This window comes from Flavobacterium lindanitolerans (assembly GCF_002846575.1).
Taxonomy (GTDB): Bacteria; Bacteroidota; Bacteroidia; order Flavobacteriales; family Flavobacteriaceae; genus Flavobacterium; species Flavobacterium lindanitolerans.
On the sequence record NZ_PJND01000007.1, the window covers coordinates 442067 to 463543 of the forward strand.

A 21477-nucleotide genomic window follows, 5' to 3' on the forward strand; every position below is an offset into this window, starting at 1 on the left:
GTTTTAATTAAAGTGCCCCAAAAACAAGATATAAAATGAAAAAAATATACCACTTTCTGTTGATTTTCTTGACAATACATACAGTACATTCTCAAGAACTGTCGATACCAACCTTCACCCAATACCTGGCAGATAACCCATTTGTTATTTCGCCATCTTATGCAGGGATAGGTGACAATGTGAAAATCCGAATGAATGGCCTCACACAATGGGTCGGAATCAAAGATGCCCCGGATATGCAATCGTTAGCCGCTGATATGAGGATTTCAGACAACTCCGGAATCGGGCTGTTTCTTTACAATGACAAAAACGGAAATACACGGCAGTATGGAGGCAAGTTTTCTTTTGCCCATCACCTTATCCTGGATAAATATTACGACCAGTTCCTGTCTTTCGGGATTTCATACAACCTGAACCAGTTCCGGCTTGAAATCGAAAATTTCAATGTCCCGGATATGGGTGTAAAAGACGACCGGGCTCTCATCAACCATAACTTTGACGTATCCGTATTGTATCGTATTCAGGATTTTTATTTCAGCTTCAACGCCAGCAATATTCTAAATAAAAACCTGGACAAGTTCAACATCAACGAACCTGGAAAACTCCGAAATTATCAGTTTTATACCGGTTATATTTTTAGAGAAAACCGAAATAGTGCTTTCGAAGTAGAGCCGTCTGCTTATGTACAATATTTTGAAAGTGACGGACGTTCCTCAACAGACCTGAATGTAAAGTTACGCTGGAAAGATAATAATGACGACTATTATTGGGCAGGATTAAGCTACCGCTTCCTGAACGACCAGATGATGGAACCCATAAACATTGGACCAATGGCCGGACTAAAAAAATCTAACTTTTATTTTGCCTATTCCTACCAGCTCACTACCAACGAGCTGATGGCATATAACAGCGGAACGCATATGATTACGCTTGGTCTTGATATTTTCCAGGGAGTCAGCAATTGTCCTTGTACTTTTTAAGGAATATATAACACACTGAAAGACGCGGGTCAATTGACCCGCGTTTCTTTTTTGACTAATTTAGCTGTTCTCCTACCGCGCTTACCTACCTTATTTATTTCTTGTACACGCCTTCAAAACTAGCGCCACATATAGTTTTAGAATGGATATATTCACAAAAGAGAAGCGAAGCAAAATCATGCGCGCTATCAAAAGCAAGGATACCAAAGAAGAACGACTTTTGGCAAAAGCGCTATGGCGTCGCGGACACCGATACAGAAAACATGACCGCACTGTTTTTGGAACCCCTGACCTTTCTTTTAAAAAATATAGAATTGCCATTTTTGTAGACGGCGAATTTTTCCATGGCAAAGATTGGGAAAGTATACAGCAACGACTCGACACCAATAAAGAATTCTGGCTTTCCAAAATTGAAAGAAACAGGAATCGTGACAAAATCGTCAATGAATATCTCACTTCAAAAGGATGGCTGGTACTTCGATTCTGGAGTAAAGACGTAAAACGAAAACTATACACCACCGTGAGGACTATCGAAAAAGAAATCGAAAACGTCCATAAAAAAATATATTTTCAGGACACTCCACACCAATAAAGACTTCGGGCAATTTTCCTATCTTTAAACAAAAATACACATGAAAAAAACAGTACTTCTCCTCTTCCTGATGGCAACCGTAACCGTATACGGACAAAAGAAAAAAGCAGATGCCGTAGAGAAAGAAAAAATCACAAAACTTTTAGATGAATGGCATGCCGCTGCTGCCCGGGCCGATTTTAATGAGTATTTCGGAAAACTCACCGAAAACTCTATTTTTATAGGAACCGATGCAACCGAAAACTGGAACAAAAAACAATTTGAAGCTTTCTCCAAACCCTATTTTGACAAAGGAAAAGCATGGAATTTCAAAGCCCTGGAAAGGAATATCTTTTTGAGTGATGATGGAAAACTGGCCTGGTTTGACGAACTTCTCGATACCCAAATGAAAATATGCAGAGGTTCCGGCGTTTTGGAAAAAATAAACGGCAAATGGATGATTCGGCACTATGTCTTGTCTACAACTGTGCCCAACGATGTCATAGATGAAGTCATCAAGGTTAAAACACCAATTGAAGACAAACTGATTGAAACGCTAAAAAAGAAATAACGACAAATAAAAACCCGTTGAGTTCAACGGGTTTTTTATTGATTAAACATTTTCTGATAAATGTTCCAACATATCTTTTGTCATGCTTTCCAAATCAAATTCATGTTTCCAGCCCCAATCCTTTCTTGCATAAGAATCATCAATACTCGAAGGCCAGCTGTCGGCAATTTTTTGTCTGAAATCCGGCACGTATGAAATCGAAAAATCAGGAATATGCTTTTTAATTTCGGCCGCAATTTCTTTAGGTGTAAAACTGATTCCTGCCAGATTATAGGAAGAACGAATCTTAATATTTTCTTTCGGCGCATCCATGATACTCATGGTAGCACGAATCGCATCGTCCATATACATCATTGGCAATTCTGTATTTTCAGATAAAAAACATTCGTATTTTCCATCACTTAACGCCTTGTAATAAATATCAACGGCATAATCTGTGGTACCACCACCCGGAGGTGTTGACCAGCTGATTAATCCCGGATAACGGATGCTTCGAACATCTACTCCAAAAATGTTATGATAATATTCGCACCATCTTTCACCAGACTGCTTACTGATGCCATAAACGGTAGAAGGTTCCATGACCGTATATTGAGGCGTATTGTCTTTTGGAGTTGTAGGTCCAAAAACGGCAATACTCGACGGCCAGAATATCTTTTTAATTTTTCCGGCTTTCGCCAAATTCAAAACGTGAAAAAGAGAATTCATATTAAGGTCCCAGGCAAAAGCGGGATTTTTTTCTGCGGTGGCAGAAAGTAATGCAGCCATCAGATAAACATCTTCAATCTGGTATTTCTCAATTACGGTTTCAACCTGGTTAAAGTCCAAAGCATTGACCACTTCAAACGGACCGGAATTTACAAACTCCGGACTCCCTTTTCGCACATCCGATGCGATTACAGCGTCCTTGCCATACTGGCTTCGAAGCTTTTTTGTCAATTCAGTTCCAATTTGGCCACAAGCCCCAATAATTAAGATTTTTGCATGCATCTCACTTGTTTTTTTGTCGCACAAATATAACGATTTCGAAAAACAAATTTTGCTTAGATTGGTTTGATTTCAGAGTCAAATCTAAAAGATTTGTGATTATTGTTCAGCAAAAATCAGGATTTCATAATTTAGCACGCCTAATTACCTCATTCACTACCAATTATTCATTTGTGTAAAACTGAAATTTTAGTGAAGTTTTATGAATATGACCTGATAGGCGCTCTTTTTCTTATACAATTGTTTGCTAACTTTGCATTTCAAAATTATTCTGATGAAAATCTATTCCTATATCCTGTTGGTTTTATTTTGCTTTTTAGTTTCCTGCAAAGATGACGAAGCAGCCAGACTGCAAGCCAATGCAAAAGACGCCAAGAAAAATGAGCAAATTTTTGCCTCTATTGACAAAGCATGGAATTTTAATCCGCAACCAATGAATCCTACTGTTGTAACTATGATTCAAAACTGGAGCGAATGGCGATTGTTTATGACAGAACTACAGCAAAAACCGAAAAGTTCCATTGGTGCTTTCCAGCAAAAAGCAAGAACCTTGTCACAAAAAGCAATGAATCTGAACAATAACATTCCGGCCGCTTTTGACAAACCTGAAATCAAGAGCCGTATAATGACACTAATTACCAAAGTGCGCTCACTTGATTTGTTTATAAATCTAAACCAGATACAGGAGCAGAAAGTCATAAAACTAATCCCGGAAATCAATGAAGAATTGGCTTCGCTACAATCCCAAATGGATGAAATTGTCAGAAAAAGTCAAATCCGTCTGGAAGAAGGTGAAGCAGAAATGCTTCGTTCATTGGCCAAAGATTCATTACAAAAACCACAATCTGAGCCAGGAAACCTTCCAAAACCAAGCAATTCTACACAACAAGGAGGTATTGTTCCAACCTTAAACCCAAAACAAAAAAGTCAATAGTATAATTTGAAACCACATATTCTAAAAACATACGCCGGTAATCCGAAAGTCAGGCAGATTTCTGAAAGTCTTGCCGTCAGGGAAAACAAAATTCAGCTTAAGGGCCTTATTGGGTCCTCGCTTTCTTTTGTTGTGGCCTCATTGTTCGAAAAAAGTGAACTTCCTTACCTTCTTATACTTCAGGACAAAGAAGAAGCCGCCTATTACCTTAATGACCTGGAACAGCTCGTTGGTGAAGAAGATGTACTTTTTTATCCGGGTTCCTATCGTCGTCCTTATCAGATTGAAGAAACAGATAACGCCAGCGTACTTCTTCGTGCTGAAGTGCTGAACAGGATTAACTCCAGAAAAAAACCGGCTGTTATCGTGACCTATCCAGAAGCCCTTTTTGAAAAGGTCGTGACACGAAAAGAATTAGACAAAAACACCCTCAAAGTTGCCGTTGGCGACCAGATTTCTATAGACTTTATAAACGAAGTACTCTTTGAATATGAATTTAAGCGCGTCGACTTTATAACAGAACCGGGTGAATTCTCTGTCCGTGGAGGTATTCTCGACGTATTTTCATTTTCGAATGAAAACCCTTTTCGTATCGAATTTTTTGGCAATGAAGTGGACAGCATAAGAACCTTTGATGTTGAAACCCAATTATCTATTGAAAAGCAGAAAAAAATCACGATTATCCCCAATGTGGAAAATAAATTTTTTCAGGAAAATCGCGAGAGCTTTTTAAATTACATCAACGAAAAGACCGTTCTTTTTATTCAAAACACAGAACTTCTTTTTTCAAAACTGGACCAGCTCTATGGGAAAGCAAAGGAAATCTTTGGCTCAATGCAGTCAACAGTAAACCACATCGCTCCCGAAGAATTATTCCTCAATCAGGAAGCATTTATCAAAAAAGCATTGGATTTTACCATTGCAGAAATAAGTCCGCGGGCTATTTTTAAAACCCAGAAAACTTTCGAATTTCACATACTTCCGCAGCCGTCTTTCAACAAACAGTTTGATTTATTGCTGAATAACCTCAACGACAACCACTTCAACGGCTATAAAAACTTTATTTTCTGTTCCAATGAGCAGCAAACAAAACGCTTCCATGATATTTTCGAATCATTAGACGAAGCCAATAGTGAAAATATAAGGAAACAATACCACACCATCGTTTTTCCATTATACCAGGGATTCATCGATGAAGAAAATCAGATTGCCTGCTATACAGACCACCAGATTTTTGAACGTTATCATAAATTCAGTATCAAAAACGGCTATTCCAAAAAGCAAACAATTACTCTCAAGGAACTGAATACACTTTCTGTAGGCGATTATGTAACACACATTGACCATGGAATTGGAAAATTTGGAGGTTTGCAGAAAATCCAGGTCGAGGGAAAAACGCAGGAAGCCATCAAACTGGTCTATGCAGATAACGACATCGTATATGTAAGTATCCACTCCTTACACAAGATTTCAAAATTTAACGGAAAGGACGGGACACCGCCAAAAATATACAAACTGGGTTCCAATGCATGGAAAGTTCTAAAGCAGAAAACCAAGGCCAGAGTCAAGCACATTGCATTCAATCTTATTCAGTTATATGCAAAGAGAAGACTCGAAAAAGGATTTCAATTTGCACCCGACAGCTATCTGCAGGCAGAATTGGAGTCGTCATTTATATATGAAGACACTCCGGACCAGGTTAAAGCCACCCAGGAAGTCAAGGCCGATATGGAAAACGAGCGCCCAATGGACCGACTGGTTTGCGGTGACGTAGGCTTTGGAAAAACCGAAGTTGCTATCCGTGCGGCATTCAAGGCTGTAGACAATGGAAAACAGGTTGCCGTTTTAGTTCCGACTACGATTCTGGCTTTCCAACATTACAAGACTTTTTCGGAACGTTTAAAAGACATGCCTGTTTCTGTAGGATACCTGAACCGTTTCCGTACAGCAAAACAGAAAACCGAAACCTTAAAACAATTGGCTGAGGGCAAACTGGATATTATCATAGGAACGCACCAGCTTGTCAATAAAAATGTCGTATTCAAAGATTTGGGACTGCTAATCGTAGACGAAGAACAAAAATTTGGCGTTAACGTAAAAGACAAACTCAAAACAATAGGCACCAATATCGATACACTCACGCTAACAGCAACACCAATTCCAAGAACCTTACAGTTTTCGTTAATGGCCGCCCGTGATTTATCAGTCATCACAACGCCACCGCCAAACCGTTATCCTATAGAAACTCAGGTAGTACGATTTGGAGAAGAACTAATCCGTGACGCTATTTCTTATGAAATACAAAGAAACGGACAGGTTTTCTTTATCAATAACCGTATTGAAAATATCAAAGAAATTGCCGGAATGATTCAGCGTCTGGTTCCGGGCGCAAGAGTTGGCGTAGGTCACGGACAGATGGACGGCAAAAAACTGGAAGAACTGATGCTTGCTTTTATGAACGGAGAATTCGACGTTTTGGTTGCCACGACCATTATTGAAAGCGGACTTGATGTTCCAAATGCCAATACGATATTCATTAACAATGCCAACAATTTCGGATTATCAGACCTGCACCAGATGCGTGGCCGCGTAGGACGAAGCAATAAAAAAGCATTCTGTTATTTTATCACACCGCCTTATTCTTCAATGACAGACGATGCCCGAAAGAGAATTCAGGCGCTGGAACAATTCAGCGAATTGGGAAGCGGATTCAACATTGCCATGAAAGATTTGGAAATCAGAGGAGCGGGAGATTTATTAGGCGGAGAACAAAGCGGTTTCATTAATGAGATTGGTTTTGAAACCTACCAAAAAATCATGAACGAGGCCATTGAAGAACTGAAAGAAAACGAGTTCAAGGATTTATATGAAGAGGACAAAGGCACTGAAAAAGAATATGTAAAAGAAATCCAGATTGATTCCGATTTCGAACTCTTATTCCCTGACGAATACATCAATAACGTTTCCGAAAGGCTCAACCTGTACAACGAACTAAGCAATGTAAAGAATGAGGAAGAACTTTTAGCTTATGAAAGAAAATTAATCGACAGATTCGGAACTTTGCCAAAACAGGCCGTTGCCTTGCTGAACAGCATCCGAATCAAATGGATTGCCACCCGTTTAGGAATAGAAAAACTGGTTCTGAAACAGGGCAAAATGGTAGCTTATTTTGTTTCAGACCAGCAGTCGGAATATTACACATCCAACCAGTTCCATAAAGTACTGCAGTTTGTACAGCGCAATGGAAACCTCTGCAAGATGAAAGAAAAAGAAACCAAAAACGGTCTGCGCCTTCTGCTGACTTTTGAGAATGTCAAGTCAGTCCGGAAAGCTCTGGAGTTAATGGAAATGATTTAAAAAACAAAAAGCCGTTTATTAATTAAACGGCTTTTTGTTTATAGACTTTTCAGGTCCTTGATAACTTTGAAGGCAACATCTACTTCATCTTCGCTCACAAGAATCGTAAATTCATAAGATGTTGAAATTACTTCATTAACAATGATTCCTTCCCAGGCAAGACGCTGGAAAATGAAATAATAAACGCCCGGTGTTGAAACGTTATCTTTAGGAAGTTTGACAGTAATAGATGCCAGATTTTCCCATTTGTGAAGCATTTTTTCGCCAACAAAATGTTTGTCAACCAAATGGCTTACACTTTCACTGACCACAATATTGGTTTCGCTTACACCTCTTGAAGACGTGTAAAAAATATCCGAATAAGTGTTGATTTCAGAAATCAGGCTGGCCTGTTTGTCCAAAATCTTATCAGAAACAGCAAAAGTAAAATCAGTAAGTGATGAACGTACCGTTATTTCGCCGATGCCTTTCAAAACTTTTAAGATTTTATGGTTTAATCTAAAATCCAAATCTTCTGAAAGACGTTTCAGAGCCATAACAACGGCTCCTTGTTTTACCTCTTTTCCTAATTCTTGTTTTAAATCAGGAAGCATATTTCTGGACAATGATGTCAGATTTATGATTCCTTGAGACAAAGCGCTCAAGAGGAAAGGCTTTGTCTTGATGTAGTGCTCTACAACAGACGATATTGTTTTCATAATGGGTAAATTGGTGGTAATAGTTTTACAAACATACAATTTAAAAACAATTTGTTAAAACCATAACCGTTAAAAATGTAAAAAAGCATCAATCAGATGTTTAATTGTGACATTTTCCGCATTTTTATGAATTGAAATGATATCAAAGCGAACGTTGACATCTAAATTTTTAACAATAACGTACTCATTAACCGCTTTTACTAAAAGCTGTATTTTTTTAGGCTTTACAAATTCCTGTGGCAAACCGTATTCTAAACTGGACCGAGTCTTGACTTCAACAATGGCAAGCACATCCCCTTTTAAGGCTATAATATCGACTTCTGCTTTTTGGAAAACCCAATTGGTTTCTAAAATTTCATAACCTTCTTTCCGCAGATATTCTACAGCAAGCGCTTCTCCCTGTTTCCCAAGTTCATTATGGACCGCCATGACCTACCTATTCAAATTTCAAAACCGTTTCCTTATCATTAACGTCTAATGTTACGGTTTTTCCTAAAATCAAAGCACGATTATCTTTGATATGGCCTGCCGGAAAATTATAAGCAATAGGTATTTTAAGGTCTTTTACAACATCTTCTATAATTTCAAGGGCGTCTTTTCCCCAGGGAATATCATTATCATTCATTGAAGTCATTCCACCAATGATGATACCCTTTAGCCCGTCAAGCGAACCATTTCTTTTCAGGTTCATCATCATCCTGTCAATATGGTAAAGGTATTCATCCAAATCTTCCAGAAAAAGGATTTTGCCTTTCATATCAACCGCAGATTTAGAACCCTGAATACTATATAAAACTGAAAGATTTCCTCCTACCAGTTCGCCCTGCGCTTTTCCTTTTTTATTAAACGGATGGGCCGGAATATGATATTCCAACTTTTCACCAAACAATGCTTTTCGAAAAGATTCTATGGCTTCAGGAGTCGCCGTTTTGGCACTTATGGCCATAATCGCATGCAGCGTACCAATATCCATATTGTTGATATGGCTATGCAGTACCGTGATATCGCTGAATCCTATAATCCATTTTGGTTTTTTCTTGAATTCCGTAAAATTAATCCTGTCGACAATTCTCACGGTTCCGTAGCCCCCTTTTGCTGCCCAGATGGCTTTGATTGTTGGATTATCCAGCATTTCCTGAAAATCGGTTGCACGCTGCCAGTCTGCTCCCGCCAATTGATTCTGTTCCTTGCCAATCGTCTTTCCTATTACCACTTTGAGTCCCCAGCTTTCCAGCAATTTAATACCCGGTTCAATAGTGGCTAAATCAATTTTTCTGGCAGTAGCTAAAATCCCCACCGTATCTCCTTTTTTTAAATATTCTGGCATGATAAGTTTGTTTTGTGCATGAAAGGTTAAGAAATGTAATAATGTTAGAAGAGTAAAAAGTAACTTAAATCGATTTGGCCTTTGCATAATGTCTTGTTTCTGTTAAACAAATAAACAAATAAACAGGATAATCTGCAAGTAAGACACCTTGAAACCTACCGCCCTATCCCTTAGATTTGTAACGCCATTTTAGGTATTTCAACGCCAATAGATTATTTTTGCATACTTATTAAAGAAAATCCATGATACAAGAACCAAAAAGATATACGATTACGGCTGCTTTGCCCTATACCAACGGACCTATACACATTGGCCACCTGGCAGGAGTATATGTTCCTTCGGACATCTATGCCCGTTTCCTGCGTCTGCAAGGTCGCGATGTTGCTTTTATTTGCGGAAGCGATGAACACGGAGTTGCTATTTCAATGAAAGCAAAAAAAGAAGGAATTACACCACAGGAAGTAATCGACAAATATCATACGCTGATCAAGAAATCTTTTGAAGATTTCGGGATTTCTTTTGACAACTATTCCAGAACATCGGCGAAAATCCATCATGATACAGCTTCTCAGTTTTTCAGGACTTTATATGACAAAGGCGATTTTATTGAAGAAGTAACAGAACAACTGTATGATGCCAAAGCCAATCAGTTTTTGGCAGACCGTTTTGTTATAGGAACCTGTCCAAAATGTGGCAACGAAGAAGCTTATGGCGACCAATGCGAAAGATGTGGTTCGTCACTAAACGCTACAGACCTCATCAATCCCAAGTCGACAATCACAGGAGAAACACCAATATTAAAATCGACAAAACACTGGTTCCTGCCTTTAGACCGATATGATTCTTTCTTGAGAGAATGGATTTTAGTAGGCCATAAAAACGACTGGAAACCTAACGTTTATGGCCAGGTTAAATCGTGGCTGGAAGATGGATTAAAACCCCGTGCTGTTACCAGAGACTTAGACTGGGGGATCCCGGTTCCGGTTGAAGGTGCAGAAGGTAAGGTTTTGTATGTATGGTTTGATGCTCCTATTGGCTATATCTCTTCTACAAAAGAATGGGCACAGCGTGAAGGAAAAGACTGGGAACCGTATTGGAAATCTGATGACACGAAACTGGTACATTTTATTGGAAAAGACAATATCGTATTCCATTGCGTGATTTTCCCTGCCATGCTAAAAGCCGAAGGAAGCTATATACTTCCGGATAATGTTCCGGCAAACGAATTCCTGAATCTGGAAGGAAACAAACTTTCGACATCGAAAAACTGGGCTGTCTGGTTACATGAATACCTGGAAGATTTTCCTGAAAAACAGGATGTATTGCGTTATGCACTGACATCTAATGCTCCTGAAACAAAAGATAACGACTTTACCTGGAAAGATTTTCAGGCAAGAAACAATAATGAATTAGTTGCCATTTTTGGAAACTTCATCAATCGTGTTGTAGTACTAACCAACAAATATTATGATGGAATCGTACCTCAGCCAAATGAGTTTTCAGAAATAGATGAGGCTACCTTGACAGAACTAAAAGCCTATCCGGCAGTAATTGCAAGTTCTGTGGAACGTTACCGTTTCAGAGAAGCATTAGGAGAACTGATGAATGTTGCCCGTCTTGGAAACAAATATCTGGCTGACGAAGAGCCATGGAAAGTCATCAAAGACAATCCGGAAAGAGTAAAGACCCAAATGTATGTTGCCTTGCAGATTGCAGGCGCACTGAGTGTATTAGCAGAACCTTTCCTACCTTTCACAGCCCAAAAACTGGCCCGAATTTTAAAGACAGAAAACAAGCTCTCATGGAATGACATTTCTGAAAATTCAGACCTGATTTCTGCAGGACATAAAATTGGTGAAGCCGAATTGCTTTTTGCAAAAATCGAAGACGAAGAAATACAAAAACAGGTAGATAAATTGGAAGCTACAAAAACAGCCAACAAGGCAGAAAACAAAAAAGCAGAACCTCAAAAAGACCTGATTCAATATGAGGATTTTGCAAAAATGGACCTGCGTGTCGGAACCATTCTTGAAGCAGAAAAAATGCCTAAGGCAAATAAACTTCTTGTCCTCAAAATAGACACGGGAATCGATATCAGAACTATTGTTTCGGGTATAGCAGAAAGCTTTACACCAGAAGAGATTATTGGAAAAAAAGTTACCGTTTTGGCCAATCTGGCTCCAAGAAATCTTCGTGGCGTTGAAAGCCAAGGAATGATTCTGATGACGACAAATCCAGAAGGAAAACTCGTTTTTGTAAATCCGGATGCTGAAGCCGGTAACGGGGAAACTATAAATTAATAAACTTCAACTTTTTTTCTACGACCCTGGCAGGGTTTTAAACCCTGCCAGGGTCGTAGAAAAGGATTACTAAAAAATGAATATAAAAGTAATTGCTTTCGACGCAGACGACACCCTATTTGTAAACGAGCCTTATTTTCAGGAAACAGAAGAAAAGTTCTGCGCCTTGATGCAGGACTATCTATCCCATCAGGGATTATCCCAGGAATTGTTTCGGGTAGAAATCCAGAATCTTTCCTTATATGGTTATGGAATCAAAGGATATATCCTTTCCATGATTGAAGCTGCCATGAAAATTTCAAACAAGACCATCAGCGTTGATGTCATTGAAAAAATCATTGAATACGGCAAAGAATTGCTTCAAAAACCTATAGAACTGCTTGATGGAGTTGAAGAAACATTACAAGCCCTGCACGGAAAATACAAACTGGTTGTTGCCACAAAAGGTGATTTGCTTGACCAACGTCGTAAATTGCATAATTCAGGACTGGGACATTATTTCCACCATATTGAAGTTATGTCAGACAAACAGGAAAAAGATTATCACGACCTGCTGAACCGATTGGAAATAAAACCCCAGGAATTTTTCATGATTGGGAATTCCTTAAAATCAGACGTATTACCTGTATTGGGAATAGGAGGACATGCCGTACATATCCCTTTCCATACGACCTGGGCACATGAAAAAATAGACCACAAAGTAGAACACAAAAATTTCAAGGCTTTGGACAAGATTACCGAGGTTCTGCCTATTTTGCTATAATTAAAATACAACAGCACCTGTGCTGAAAACATAATGAAAACCAAATTAGACCTAAACAACTGGCCAAGAAAAGAACACTTTGAATTCTTTAGCAAATTTGAAGAACCTTTTTTTGGTATAACTGCCACTATAGACTGTACTAAAGCATACGAAACCGCCAAGAAAAAAGGCACTTCTTTCTTTTTATACTACCTGCACAAAACATTGGCAGCGGTCAATGCCGTTGAGAATTTCCATTACAGAATTTCGGAAGGAGAAGTATACCGCTATGACAAAATTGATGCTTCGCCTACTTTAACTAGAGATGACAATACCTTCGGTTTTTCATTAGTCGAATTTTTTCCTGATTATGAACTTTTTGAAGCTAAAGCCAAAGAAGAAATCGAAAGAGTCAGGAATACGCCGGGTCTGTTTACAAGAAGCTTCGAAGTAGACAACCTGATTCATTTTTCTGCTATTCCCTGGGTAGATTTCACTTCCCTGTCACATGCCCGTAGTTTTTCATTTCCGGATAGCTGTCCTAAAATTTCTATCGGAAAGATGGTTGTACAAGACAATGGGAAAAGAACCATGGCCGTTTCCGTCCACGTTCACCACGGATTAATGGACGGGTTGCATGTCGGGGAATTTTTCAATAAATTCCAGGAAGTAATGGATTCTTAAACTGGTATTATTTTTGAGCAGAAAGAAACTAAAAAACAACAGCTTATGAAAAAAATATTCCTTTCGCTTTTTACTCTTTGCTGCGTCAATCTTTCTTTCGGCCAGACATTGCTTGCCTCACATCCTTTGGAACTAAAAAAGGCAACAAGCTATCATCAGATAGTTAATACCGTCAATGACCAAAATCAGGTTTTTGTATTTGCCTCAGATAAAGAAAAATTAAAAGTATTGAAATACAACAATGCCTTGTTTTTCAAAGACAGTCTATCTGTAAATCGTCCTGATAAAAACTATACCGCTATGGCAGGATTTAGTTTTGAAGATAACGGAAATCCTTACCTGTATTGGTCTTCTGATGATTATACGAAAATCCAGTCACACTATTTTGATTTCAACAACAGGACATCAGTAACAGCTTCCCACCAGCTTTCTCTCAAAAATGAAAGTATCATTTCCGTCTTTAGCGAAAACAATTCATTCTACATCCTGTCGTTGCCCCAAAAAGAAGATAAGCTGAAATTTTACTGCTTTAATAAAGGGCAGTTAGATGAAAAAATCATTGATTTTTCTTCTTACAAATTCATGGACGAAAAAGGAAAATCGTCGACTTTTTCCAGTCTAATCAAAGAGAATGGGATTGAGAAAATCGACACCCGTTCTTCAAATCCACTTTTCCAGAGTGTTCCCAAAATAAAATTTTATATTACCGGGAAACAAATGATGCTTACTATTGATTCATCAAGTAGGACACAGCTTTTTAACATCGACCTTACTACTTTTGCTGTAAATGAAAAAACAATTCCATCACTCACATTAAAGGGAAGTGGCGGCCAGTCCAACTCTTATTTCCACGACAATAAATTATACCAAATCAGGGCCAATGGAGAAGAATTGGCAATAGCTGCAGTTGATATAGCAACCGGAGAAGAATTAAAAAGATATACTGCCGGTTCCAAAGATTCTATTTCGTTTAGAAATTCTCCTCTCTATTCCCAAACCGGAAATGAAAGAGGACAGGAATTAAAAAACACCAAAAAATTCTTCAATAAATTAAGCAATTCCTCTTTAGGAATTACCGTATATAAAACTCCTGCTTCCTTGATGGTGACAGCTGGCGGTATAAGAGACGTAAGTTCAGGTGGCGGAATCTTACTGGGAATAACAGCAGGTGTAGCGATGGCTATTTCCGGAAGCTATTATGTTCCAGAGGATATATTTGACAGCCAAAATATGCAAACTATTTATTTTGAAAGTCTTTTTGATGATAAATTTGAACATAAAAAAGGCCCGCAGCAAGGATTGGCTGTAGATTACATATCACAATTCCTGCACGAAAACAATGCTTCTCTTGTTTCCGTTTTCCCATATAAGGATTATTTTATCATGGGGTATTATGATTCTAAAAAGAAAGAATATGCAATGCGGAAATTTGAAGATTTTAATGAGTAATCCCGTTTGATGCTTCCCATTGCTTTTCATCCCATATACAAACATCCTCTGCCGGAAGGACATCGTTTTCCGATGTTGAAGTACGAACTGCTTCCGCAACAATTGCTCCATGAGGGAATTGTTTCCGAAAGCGATTTTTTCAAACCGGGAATCCCAGACCTGCAACACATCCTGGCAGTTCATGATAAAGCATATGTTGACGAGCTGGTTAATCTGACTTTAGACGCAAGAGCCGCGCGTAAAATAGGGTTTCCGCTTTCTGCTGAATTGGTTGAACGCGAACTCCGCATTGCGCAAGGCACAATACTGGGCTGTGAAAAGGCATTGCAATATGGCATAGCCTTTAACATAGCAGGAGGCACTCACCATGCCTACTCGAATCGTGGCGAGGCCTTTTGCCTGCTGAACGACCAGGCCATTGGCGCACAATACCTTCTTGACAAAAAACTAGCATCAAAAATTCTTATTATTGATTTGGATGTCCACCAGGGCAACGGAACAGCGGAGATATTTCAGAACAATTCTAATGTTTTTACTTTTTCTGTCCATGGAAAATCGAATTATCCGTTCAAAAAGGAAACCTCTGATCTTGATATTGCACTGCCGGATAAAACCGGAGATGAGGAATATCTTAAGATTATAAATGATACGGTTCCCAAATTAATCGAGCATGAAAAACCTGATTTTATCTTTTATCTTAGCGGAGTAGACATACTGGATTCTGATAAACTCGGAAAATTGGGCTGTTCAATAAACGGATGTAAAAAAAGAGATGAAATCGTATTGTCTCTTTGCCGCAAGTTTGAAATTCCTGTCCAATGCAGTATGGGCGGAGGCTATTCACCGGAAATAAAAACTATTATTGAAGCGCATACAAATACCTATCGAACAGCTAAGAATATCTTTTCATAAAAAAACCATCTCAACATTGAGATGGTTTGGAGGGGAATTAATCTGGATGGCGCTTAAATGTTTCTGCTTTATGGTACAATCTAACTGGACATTTGCGACATCTTAAAAAATTTCAAAAGAATTATTTACCCAACAATATAATCTCATTAACCACAATTTCCGAGATGTATTTTTTTTCGCCGTTTTTGTCATCATAACTTCTATGGACTAACTTTCCCTCAATGGCTATCTGGTCACCCTTTGTGACATACTTTTCTATAATCTCCGCTGTTTTTCCCCAGGCTGCTATAGAATGCCATTGCGTATCTGTAACTTTTTCACCTTTGTCATTAGTATAAACTTCATTGGTAGCAATAGTAACGGAAGCCAGTTTTTTCCCACCGTCAAAATTCTTAATGTCCGGGTCCTTTCCGGTATGCCCTATAAGCTGTACTCTGTTTCTTAATGTGTTCATGGCGTTTCGTTTTAAAGTTTAAATTATTTCAAAATTAAATCAAATCGTACGTTTAACTAATATCACAAATATGTAACGTTTTGTTTAATTTATTCGGTAAGTATTCGTTTACTTTCGATTGTAAACGTTTGTAACCGCTTGTAAACCGAAAAAAATGCCGTAACTTTCGGAAAATGATTTTTTTTTATGCAGGCAGAAATTAATAAAGTCGAATTACGAAACTTACAGATAGAAGATTATAAGCAGCTCAAGACTTCCATGTTGCATGCTTATGATGAATTTGACGAACCCTACTGGGAGGAAAAAGAAATAGAAAAATTGCTTTCGGTTTTTCCGGAAGGACAACTCGTCATTCTCGTTGATGACAAGGTGGTTGGCTCTGCTCTTTCCATTCTCGTGAATTACAAAAAAGCCAGTTCCAACCATACATACCAAAAAATCACAGGAAATTTTTCTTTCTCCACACATGACCCGGATGGAGAAGTATTGTATGGTATTGATGTCTTTATCGACCCTGAATACCGTGGCCTACGGTTAGGAAGGAGACTCTATGATGCCCGAAAAGAATTGTGCGAAACCTTAAACCTGAAATCGATAATATTTGCCGGAAGGATTCCAAAATATTCTCAATATTCGGAAGAAATGACCCCGAAAGAATATATTGACAAGGTAAGGCTAAGTGAATTGTATGACCCGGTACTTTCGTTTCAGTTAAGCAATGATTTCCATGTATTGAAAATCATGAAAAACTATCTTGAAGGCGATATCAGTTCTCAGGAGTATGCCGTACTGCTGGAATGGAACAATATATATTACGAAAAAAGTCCTAAGCTTATTAATGTCAAAAAAAGCGTCATCAGGCTCGGACTCGTACAATGGCAGATGCGCCCTCTTGCTAATCTGGAAGCCCTTTTTGAACAGTCGGAATTTTTCATCGATGTTGTTTCGGGTTACAGTAGTGATTTTGTGTTGTTTCCAGAATTGTTCATTGCTCCTTTGATGGCTGATTATAACCATCTTTCTGAAGCCGATGCCATCAGGGAAATTTCCCATTTCTGCGAACCGATTCGCAAGAAATTCCAGGAATTTGCCATTTCATACAACATCAATATCATTACCGGCAGCATGCCTTACACTGAAGATGGAAATCTTTATAATGTAGGATTCTTATGCAAAAGGGACGGAACTTATGAAATGTATACCAAAATACATATCACTCCTAACGAAGTTCAATATTGGGGAATGAAAGGTGGGTCTGAAATCAGGACTTTTGATACAGACTGTGGTAAAATCGGCATCATGATTTGTTATGATGTAGAATTTCCTGAGTTATCACGATTAATGGCAGATGAAGGAATGGAAATTCTTTTTGTTCCTTTTCTTACCGACACGCAAAACGCTTATACCCGCGTAAAATTTTGCGCCCAGGCCAGAGCTATCGAAAATGAATGTTATGTGGCCATAGCCGGATGTGTAGGCAATCTTCCGAAGGTAAACAACATGGACATCCAATATGCACAGGCAGCCGTCTTCACTCCTTCTGATTTTGCCTTTCCTTCTAACGGAATCAAGGCTGAAGCTACTCCCAATACAGAAATGACACTCATTGCCGATGTCGACCTTGACTTGCTGAAAAAACTCCATGAACAGGGAAGTGTCAGAATATTAAAAGACAGGCGCGATGATTTATATAAAATTAAAAAGCTGAAATAGAAAAAAATTTCTGATGTTTGTGTAAGAAAAAGATGTAGTTAGCTTCCGTAAAAAGTTTTAACCATAAAAGTTATAAGCTTATATGCCATTTAATTAATATTTACACCAAAAAAGAACAATATATGCCAAAATCATGTTTAGAATGTAAGGAGAGGATTACGGGTCGGGAAGACAAAAAATTCTGCGGTGATGGATGCAGGAACGCTTATAATAACAAAATAAATAAAGATTCAAATAATTTAATGCGGAACATTAACAACAAGTTACGCAAAAATTACAGAATTTTATCGGGGATAAATTCTGATGGCAAAATACAGGTTTCCAGGTCAAGATTGCTCACTAAAGGTTTTGACTTTGAATTTTATACCAGTACGCTGCCAACAGAAAACGGAAATACCTACTATTTCCTGTATGACCAGGCCTATTTGCCTATAGAGGATGATTCCTTTATAGTAGTAAAGAAAGAATATTTAACACCACCTAAATAATCTCAACGGAATGAAAAAAAGATATAGTTCCCTTATTTCTGCTTTACTTGTCGCAGGAATTATCTATGGGATTTTCTTTGCAATGATGCCCCAAAACATTGCCGAAGAAGAAGTCCCACTGACGGAATTTTCTACCAAAAGAGCTCTTGAACAAGTCGCCTCTATAGCAAAATCTCCACATTATGTTGGTTCAGAAAATCATAAAACCGTTGCTTCCCTTCTCGAAAAAGAACTTCAAAAACTCGGATTAGAAACGGCAACCCAAGAAGGATATACGTTGACAGAATGGGGAAATCTGGCAAAATCAAAAAACATTCTTGCCCGGATAAAGGGTTCTAACAATTCCAAAGCACTGATGCTTTTGTCGCATTACGACAGCGCTCCACACTCTTCTTCTCTGGGTGCTGCTGACGATGCTTCCGGAATTGCTACCATACTGGAAAGTGTAAGGGCATTTCTTGCAAACAAAACGGCCAACAAAAACGACATTATCATTTTGTTTTCTGATGCGGAGGAACTGGGACTGAATGGAGCTGCTCTTTTTGTTACGGAGCATCCCTGGGCCAAAGATGTCGGGCTTGTCCTGAATCTCGAAGCAAGAGGAAGTGCCGGACCGTCTTATATGCTGATGGAAACCAACAAAGGAAATGCGGCCATGGTGAAAGAATTCACAAAAGCCAATCCGGGTTTTCCTGTTTCGAACTCTCTGATGTACAGCATTTACAAAATGCTTCCCAACGACACAGACCTGACAGTTTTCAGGGAAGAAGGAAAAATACAGGGATTTAATTTTGCTTTTATTGACGACCATTTCAATTATCATACCCAACAGGATGATATACAACATCTGAGTCCTACTACTTTAGCCCATCAGGGCACCTACATCGTTCCTTTACTTAATTATTTCTCCAATACCAATCTGAGTACCCTGAACGATGGCGAAGATTATGTTTATTTCAACACTCCTTTTTACTTTGTAAGCTATCCATTTTCATGGAACTATATACTTGTTACTATTGCGGGAGTGCTTTTCATTTTCATTGTTTTTATCGGCATAGGCAAAAGAGCCTTATCCATTAAAGAAATCGGACGTGGTTTTGCCCCGTTCTTTGCTTCTCTTCTGGTTTCGGGTGCTGCTGCTTTCCTGGGATGGAAAATCCTGAATGAATTTTATCCTCAATACAAAGACATTTTACACGGATTCACCTATAACGGCCACTATTACATAGGCTTTTTTGTCTTTATCAGTTTGGCCATCAGTTTTGCTTTCTATAAAAAATACTATTTCGAAAACCAGGCAATGAACTTTGCCATTGCACCTTTGTTCCTGTGGCTCCTGATAAATATTGCACTGGCGATTTATCTTCCCGGGGCAGGATTCTTTATAATTCCTGTTTTTTGTGCTTTAATCATGTTGGCGTATTTTGTAATTACACAGAAAAAAAGCTGGATACTGAACCTTATCCTCAGTATTCCGGCTTTTATAATTTTCATTCCGTTCATTACTACATTTCCAATCGGATTAGGACTAAAACTATTGGCCGGAAGTGCAGTATTAACCGTTTTGGTATTTACGCTTCTGCTTCCTGTTTTTGGCTATTATTCAAAAAAAGGTATCTGGGCCATGGCTATGCTTTTGATTGCAATTGGCTTTTTTATAAAAGCACACCTTGAGTCTGGCTATGAATCCGGAAAAGCAAAACCAAACAGCCTCCTGTATGTTTATGACGGTGATACCGGAAAAGCATTATGGGTGACCTATGACCAAAACCTTGACAGCTGGACTAAAGGATACTTAGGTGAAAAACCTTCTGATGCCAAACAATTGGAACCTTATAACCTGTTTAGTAAATACAATTCCAAATTTACCTATTCGAATTCTGCTCCTGCAAAAGAACTGGAAGAACCTACTATCCAATTCCTGCGTGATACTGTAATTGGAACCCAAAGGCATCTTAAAATAAAAATCAGTCCTAACCGGAAGGTAAACCGTTATGATATTTTTGCGCATGAAAACCTTACTTTCCATAACCTGAGAGCCAATGGGGTAAAACACATCAACCAGAAAGGTTCTGCTTTTAAGAGAAAAGGAAGAAAGCTTTTGAGCTATTATGTAACAGATAATGAGCCTTTGGAATTGCAGTTCAGTATTGCTTCAAAAGCGGTGCTTGACATGGATTTGATGGAATCTTCTTTCGACCTGATGAGCAACAAAATGTTCAGCATTGCAAAGCGTGAGAACTGGATGATGCCAACACCTTTCGTACTAAATGACGCCGTAGTCATAAAGCAAAAGATAAAACCTAATTTCAGAAAGGAAATCATTCCTGAACAGCTATTAGACAGTTTACAGCAACAACCAACAACTCTGGAAATCAATGCCAATGCAGCAAATTAGTATCTTAGGTTGCGGATGGCTTGGATTGCCTTTGGCTAAAGCTTTGCTAGAGAAAGGATTTTCAGTAAACGGCTCTACAACTTCCGAAAACAAGCTTAGTATTCTGGAAAATTCCGGAATAAAGCCTTTTTTAATTGCTGTAAGTTCTGAAGGAATTCAGGGAAACCTAAATGATTTTTTGAATGGTTCTGAAATTCTGATTATTGATATACCGCCAAAACTAAAAGGCGATACAAATGAAAATTTTGTAGCAAAAATTAAAAATCTGGTTTTAGAAATTGAGAAATCTTCCATCAAAAAAGTACTGTTTATAAGTTCAACATCGGTATATGCTGATACTGAAAATACTCCCGTTATCACAGAAGAAAACACTCCAAATCCGGATACCGAAAGTGGCAGGCAGCTTTTTGAATCTGAAAACCTCTTACTGAATAATCCTAAATTCAGTACTACCATTTTGCGTTTTGGAGGATTAATAGGCGAAGACCGCCATCCTGTAAAATTTCTCTCAGGCAGAGAAAACATTGAAAATCCTGACGGACCTGTCAATCTTATTCATCAACAAGATTGCATCGGGATTATTGAAAAGATTATTGAAAAAGATATTTGGAACAAAACATTTAATGCTGCAACACCCATCCATCCAGGGCGAAAAGAATATTATACTCAAAAAGCGGAAAGCCTTGGTTTGGAAGTACCGAGATTCAATGTTGAAAAAAAATCAGTTGGGAAGATTATAATTAGCAATAAGCTAGAAGCCATTTTGAAGTATAATTTTGAAGTAATGGACAGGGATTTTTAATTTAAAATAAGTTTAAATCCCTTTTCTATATACTTACAAGTTAATGTAAATGACCTGACACTATTTGTATTTTTTAAAAAACTCGTCAGGGGGCAAACGAGTAGCATCAT

Annotated in this window: 19 protein-coding genes; 14 read left to right on the plus strand and 5 right to left on the minus strand. The window is 38.4% G+C overall.

Annotated elements, in window-relative coordinates; all coding sequences use genetic code 11:
* Window positions 1-35 precede the first annotated feature (35 nt).
* From B0G92_RS01910 to B0G92_RS01920, 3 genes are all read left to right on the plus strand, one after another.
* The gene (locus B0G92_RS01910; protein WP_056067368.1) at window positions 36-980 is read left to right on the plus strand and encodes a PorP/SprF family type IX secretion system membrane protein; all 945 of its coding nucleotides are present in this window, start codon (window positions 36-38) and stop codon (window positions 978-980) included.
* 142 nt (window positions 981-1122) lie between these two features.
* Entirely contained in the window at window positions 1123-1572 is a 450-nt protein-coding gene (locus B0G92_RS01915) for a very short patch repair endonuclease (RefSeq protein ID WP_056067366.1), read from the plus strand.
* A gap of 40 nt (window positions 1573-1612) precedes the next feature.
* Complete coding sequence (locus tag B0G92_RS01920) at window positions 1613-2122, plus strand: nuclear transport factor 2 family protein (protein ID WP_056067364.1); 510 nt, start codon at window positions 1613-1615, stop codon at window positions 2120-2122.
* Between the two features lie 42 nt (window positions 2123-2164).
* Here the strand turns inward: B0G92_RS01920 and B0G92_RS01925 are convergent, their stop codons facing one another.
* Window positions 2165-3112 (minus strand): L-threonine 3-dehydrogenase, encoded by a 948-nt coding sequence (locus B0G92_RS01925; RefSeq protein ID WP_101470909.1) that lies wholly within the window; start codon window positions 3110-3112, stop codon window positions 2165-2167.
* A 271-nt stretch (window positions 3113-3383) separates the two neighbouring features.
* Between B0G92_RS01925 and B0G92_RS01930 the strand changes: the two genes are divergently transcribed.
* Window positions 3384-4043 carry a hypothetical protein gene (locus B0G92_RS01930; RefSeq protein WP_180326392.1) on the plus strand — a complete coding sequence of 220 codons (660 nt, stop codon included), beginning with the start codon at window positions 3384-3386 and terminating at the stop codon, window positions 4041-4043.
* Between the two features lie 57 nt (window positions 4044-4100).
* Entirely contained in the window at window positions 4101-7400 is a 3300-nt protein-coding gene (gene mfd, locus B0G92_RS01935; RefSeq protein WP_369814294.1) for a transcription-repair coupling factor, read from the plus strand.
* Window positions 7401-7438: 38 nt separating this feature from the next.
* Here the strand turns inward: mfd and B0G92_RS01940 are convergent, their stop codons facing one another.
* The 3 genes from B0G92_RS01940 to B0G92_RS01950 all read right to left on the minus strand — a co-directional run bounded on the left by B0G92_RS01940 (window position 7439) and on the right by B0G92_RS01950 (window position 9425).
* Window positions 7439-8098 carry an aspartate kinase gene (locus tag B0G92_RS01940; RefSeq protein ID WP_056067355.1) on the minus strand — a complete coding sequence of 220 codons (660 nt, stop codon included), beginning with the start codon at window positions 8096-8098 and terminating at the stop codon, window positions 7439-7441.
* Window positions 8099-8167: 69 nt separating this feature from the next.
* Window positions 8168-8527 carry a YraN family protein gene (locus B0G92_RS01945; protein WP_056067353.1) on the minus strand — a complete coding sequence of 120 codons (360 nt, stop codon included), beginning with the start codon at window positions 8525-8527 and terminating at the stop codon, window positions 8168-8170.
* Window positions 8528-8534: 7 nt separating this feature from the next.
* On the minus strand, window positions 8535-9425 hold the full coding sequence (locus B0G92_RS01950) for a S66 peptidase family protein (protein ID WP_235498560.1): 891 nt from the start codon (window positions 9423-9425) through the stop codon (window positions 8535-8537).
* 242 nt (window positions 9426-9667) lie between these two features.
* Between B0G92_RS01950 and metG the strand changes: the two genes are divergently transcribed.
* The 5 genes from metG to B0G92_RS01975 all read left to right on the plus strand — a co-directional run bounded on the left by metG (window position 9668) and on the right by B0G92_RS01975 (window position 15512).
* On the plus strand, window positions 9668-11725 hold the full coding sequence (gene metG, locus B0G92_RS01955) for a methionine--tRNA ligase (RefSeq protein WP_101470910.1): 2058 nt from the start codon (window positions 9668-9670) through the stop codon (window positions 11723-11725).
* Window positions 11726-11801: 76 nt separating this feature from the next.
* Window positions 11802-12488, plus strand: coding sequence for an HAD family hydrolase (locus B0G92_RS01960; protein ID WP_101470911.1), 687 nt, complete (start codon window positions 11802-11804; stop codon window positions 12486-12488).
* Window positions 12489-12521: 33 nt separating this feature from the next.
* Window positions 12522-13151 (plus strand): chloramphenicol acetyltransferase, encoded by a 630-nt coding sequence (locus B0G92_RS01965; RefSeq protein WP_101470912.1) that lies wholly within the window; start codon window positions 12522-12524, stop codon window positions 13149-13151.
* 45 nt (window positions 13152-13196) lie between these two features.
* Window positions 13197-14600, plus strand: coding sequence for a hypothetical protein (locus B0G92_RS01970; RefSeq protein ID WP_101470913.1), 1404 nt, complete (start codon window positions 13197-13199; stop codon window positions 14598-14600).
* Window positions 14601-14609: 9 nt separating this feature from the next.
* The gene (locus B0G92_RS01975) at window positions 14610-15512 is read left to right on the plus strand and encodes a histone deacetylase family protein (protein WP_101470914.1); all 903 of its coding nucleotides are present in this window, start codon (window positions 14610-14612) and stop codon (window positions 15510-15512) included.
* A 121-nt stretch (window positions 15513-15633) separates the two neighbouring features.
* On the opposite strand, the gene B0G92_RS01980 is transcribed toward B0G92_RS01975, so the two are convergent.
* On the minus strand, window positions 15634-15966 hold the full coding sequence (locus B0G92_RS01980) for a single-stranded DNA-binding protein (protein ID WP_101470915.1): 333 nt from the start codon (window positions 15964-15966) through the stop codon (window positions 15634-15636).
* 186 nt (window positions 15967-16152) lie between these two features.
* Here B0G92_RS01980 and B0G92_RS01985 point away from each other — a divergent pair, with 186 nt between their 5' ends.
* The 4 genes from B0G92_RS01985 to B0G92_RS02000 all read left to right on the plus strand — a co-directional run bounded on the left by B0G92_RS01985 (window position 16153) and on the right by B0G92_RS02000 (window position 21367).
* Window positions 16153-17679: a bifunctional GNAT family N-acetyltransferase/carbon-nitrogen hydrolase family protein gene (locus B0G92_RS01985; protein WP_056067340.1), complete on the plus strand. Its 1527-nt coding sequence runs from the start codon at window positions 16153-16155 to the stop codon at window positions 17677-17679.
* Between the two features lie 122 nt (window positions 17680-17801).
* Window positions 17802-18167 (plus strand): hypothetical protein, encoded by a 366-nt coding sequence (locus B0G92_RS01990; protein WP_101470916.1) that lies wholly within the window; start codon window positions 17802-17804, stop codon window positions 18165-18167.
* A 10-nt stretch (window positions 18168-18177) separates the two neighbouring features.
* Window positions 18178-20565, plus strand: a complete 2388-nt coding sequence (locus tag B0G92_RS01995; RefSeq protein ID WP_245867662.1) for a M28 family peptidase — start codon at window positions 18178-18180, stop codon at window positions 20563-20565.
* The gene (locus B0G92_RS02000; protein WP_101470917.1) at window positions 20552-21367 is read left to right on the plus strand and encodes a Rossmann-fold NAD(P)-binding domain-containing protein; all 816 of its coding nucleotides are present in this window, start codon (window positions 20552-20554) and stop codon (window positions 21365-21367) included. Before B0G92_RS01995 ends, B0G92_RS02000 begins: the two co-directional genes overlap by 14 nt.
* The last annotated feature ends 110 nt before the right edge of the window (window positions 21368-21477 follow it).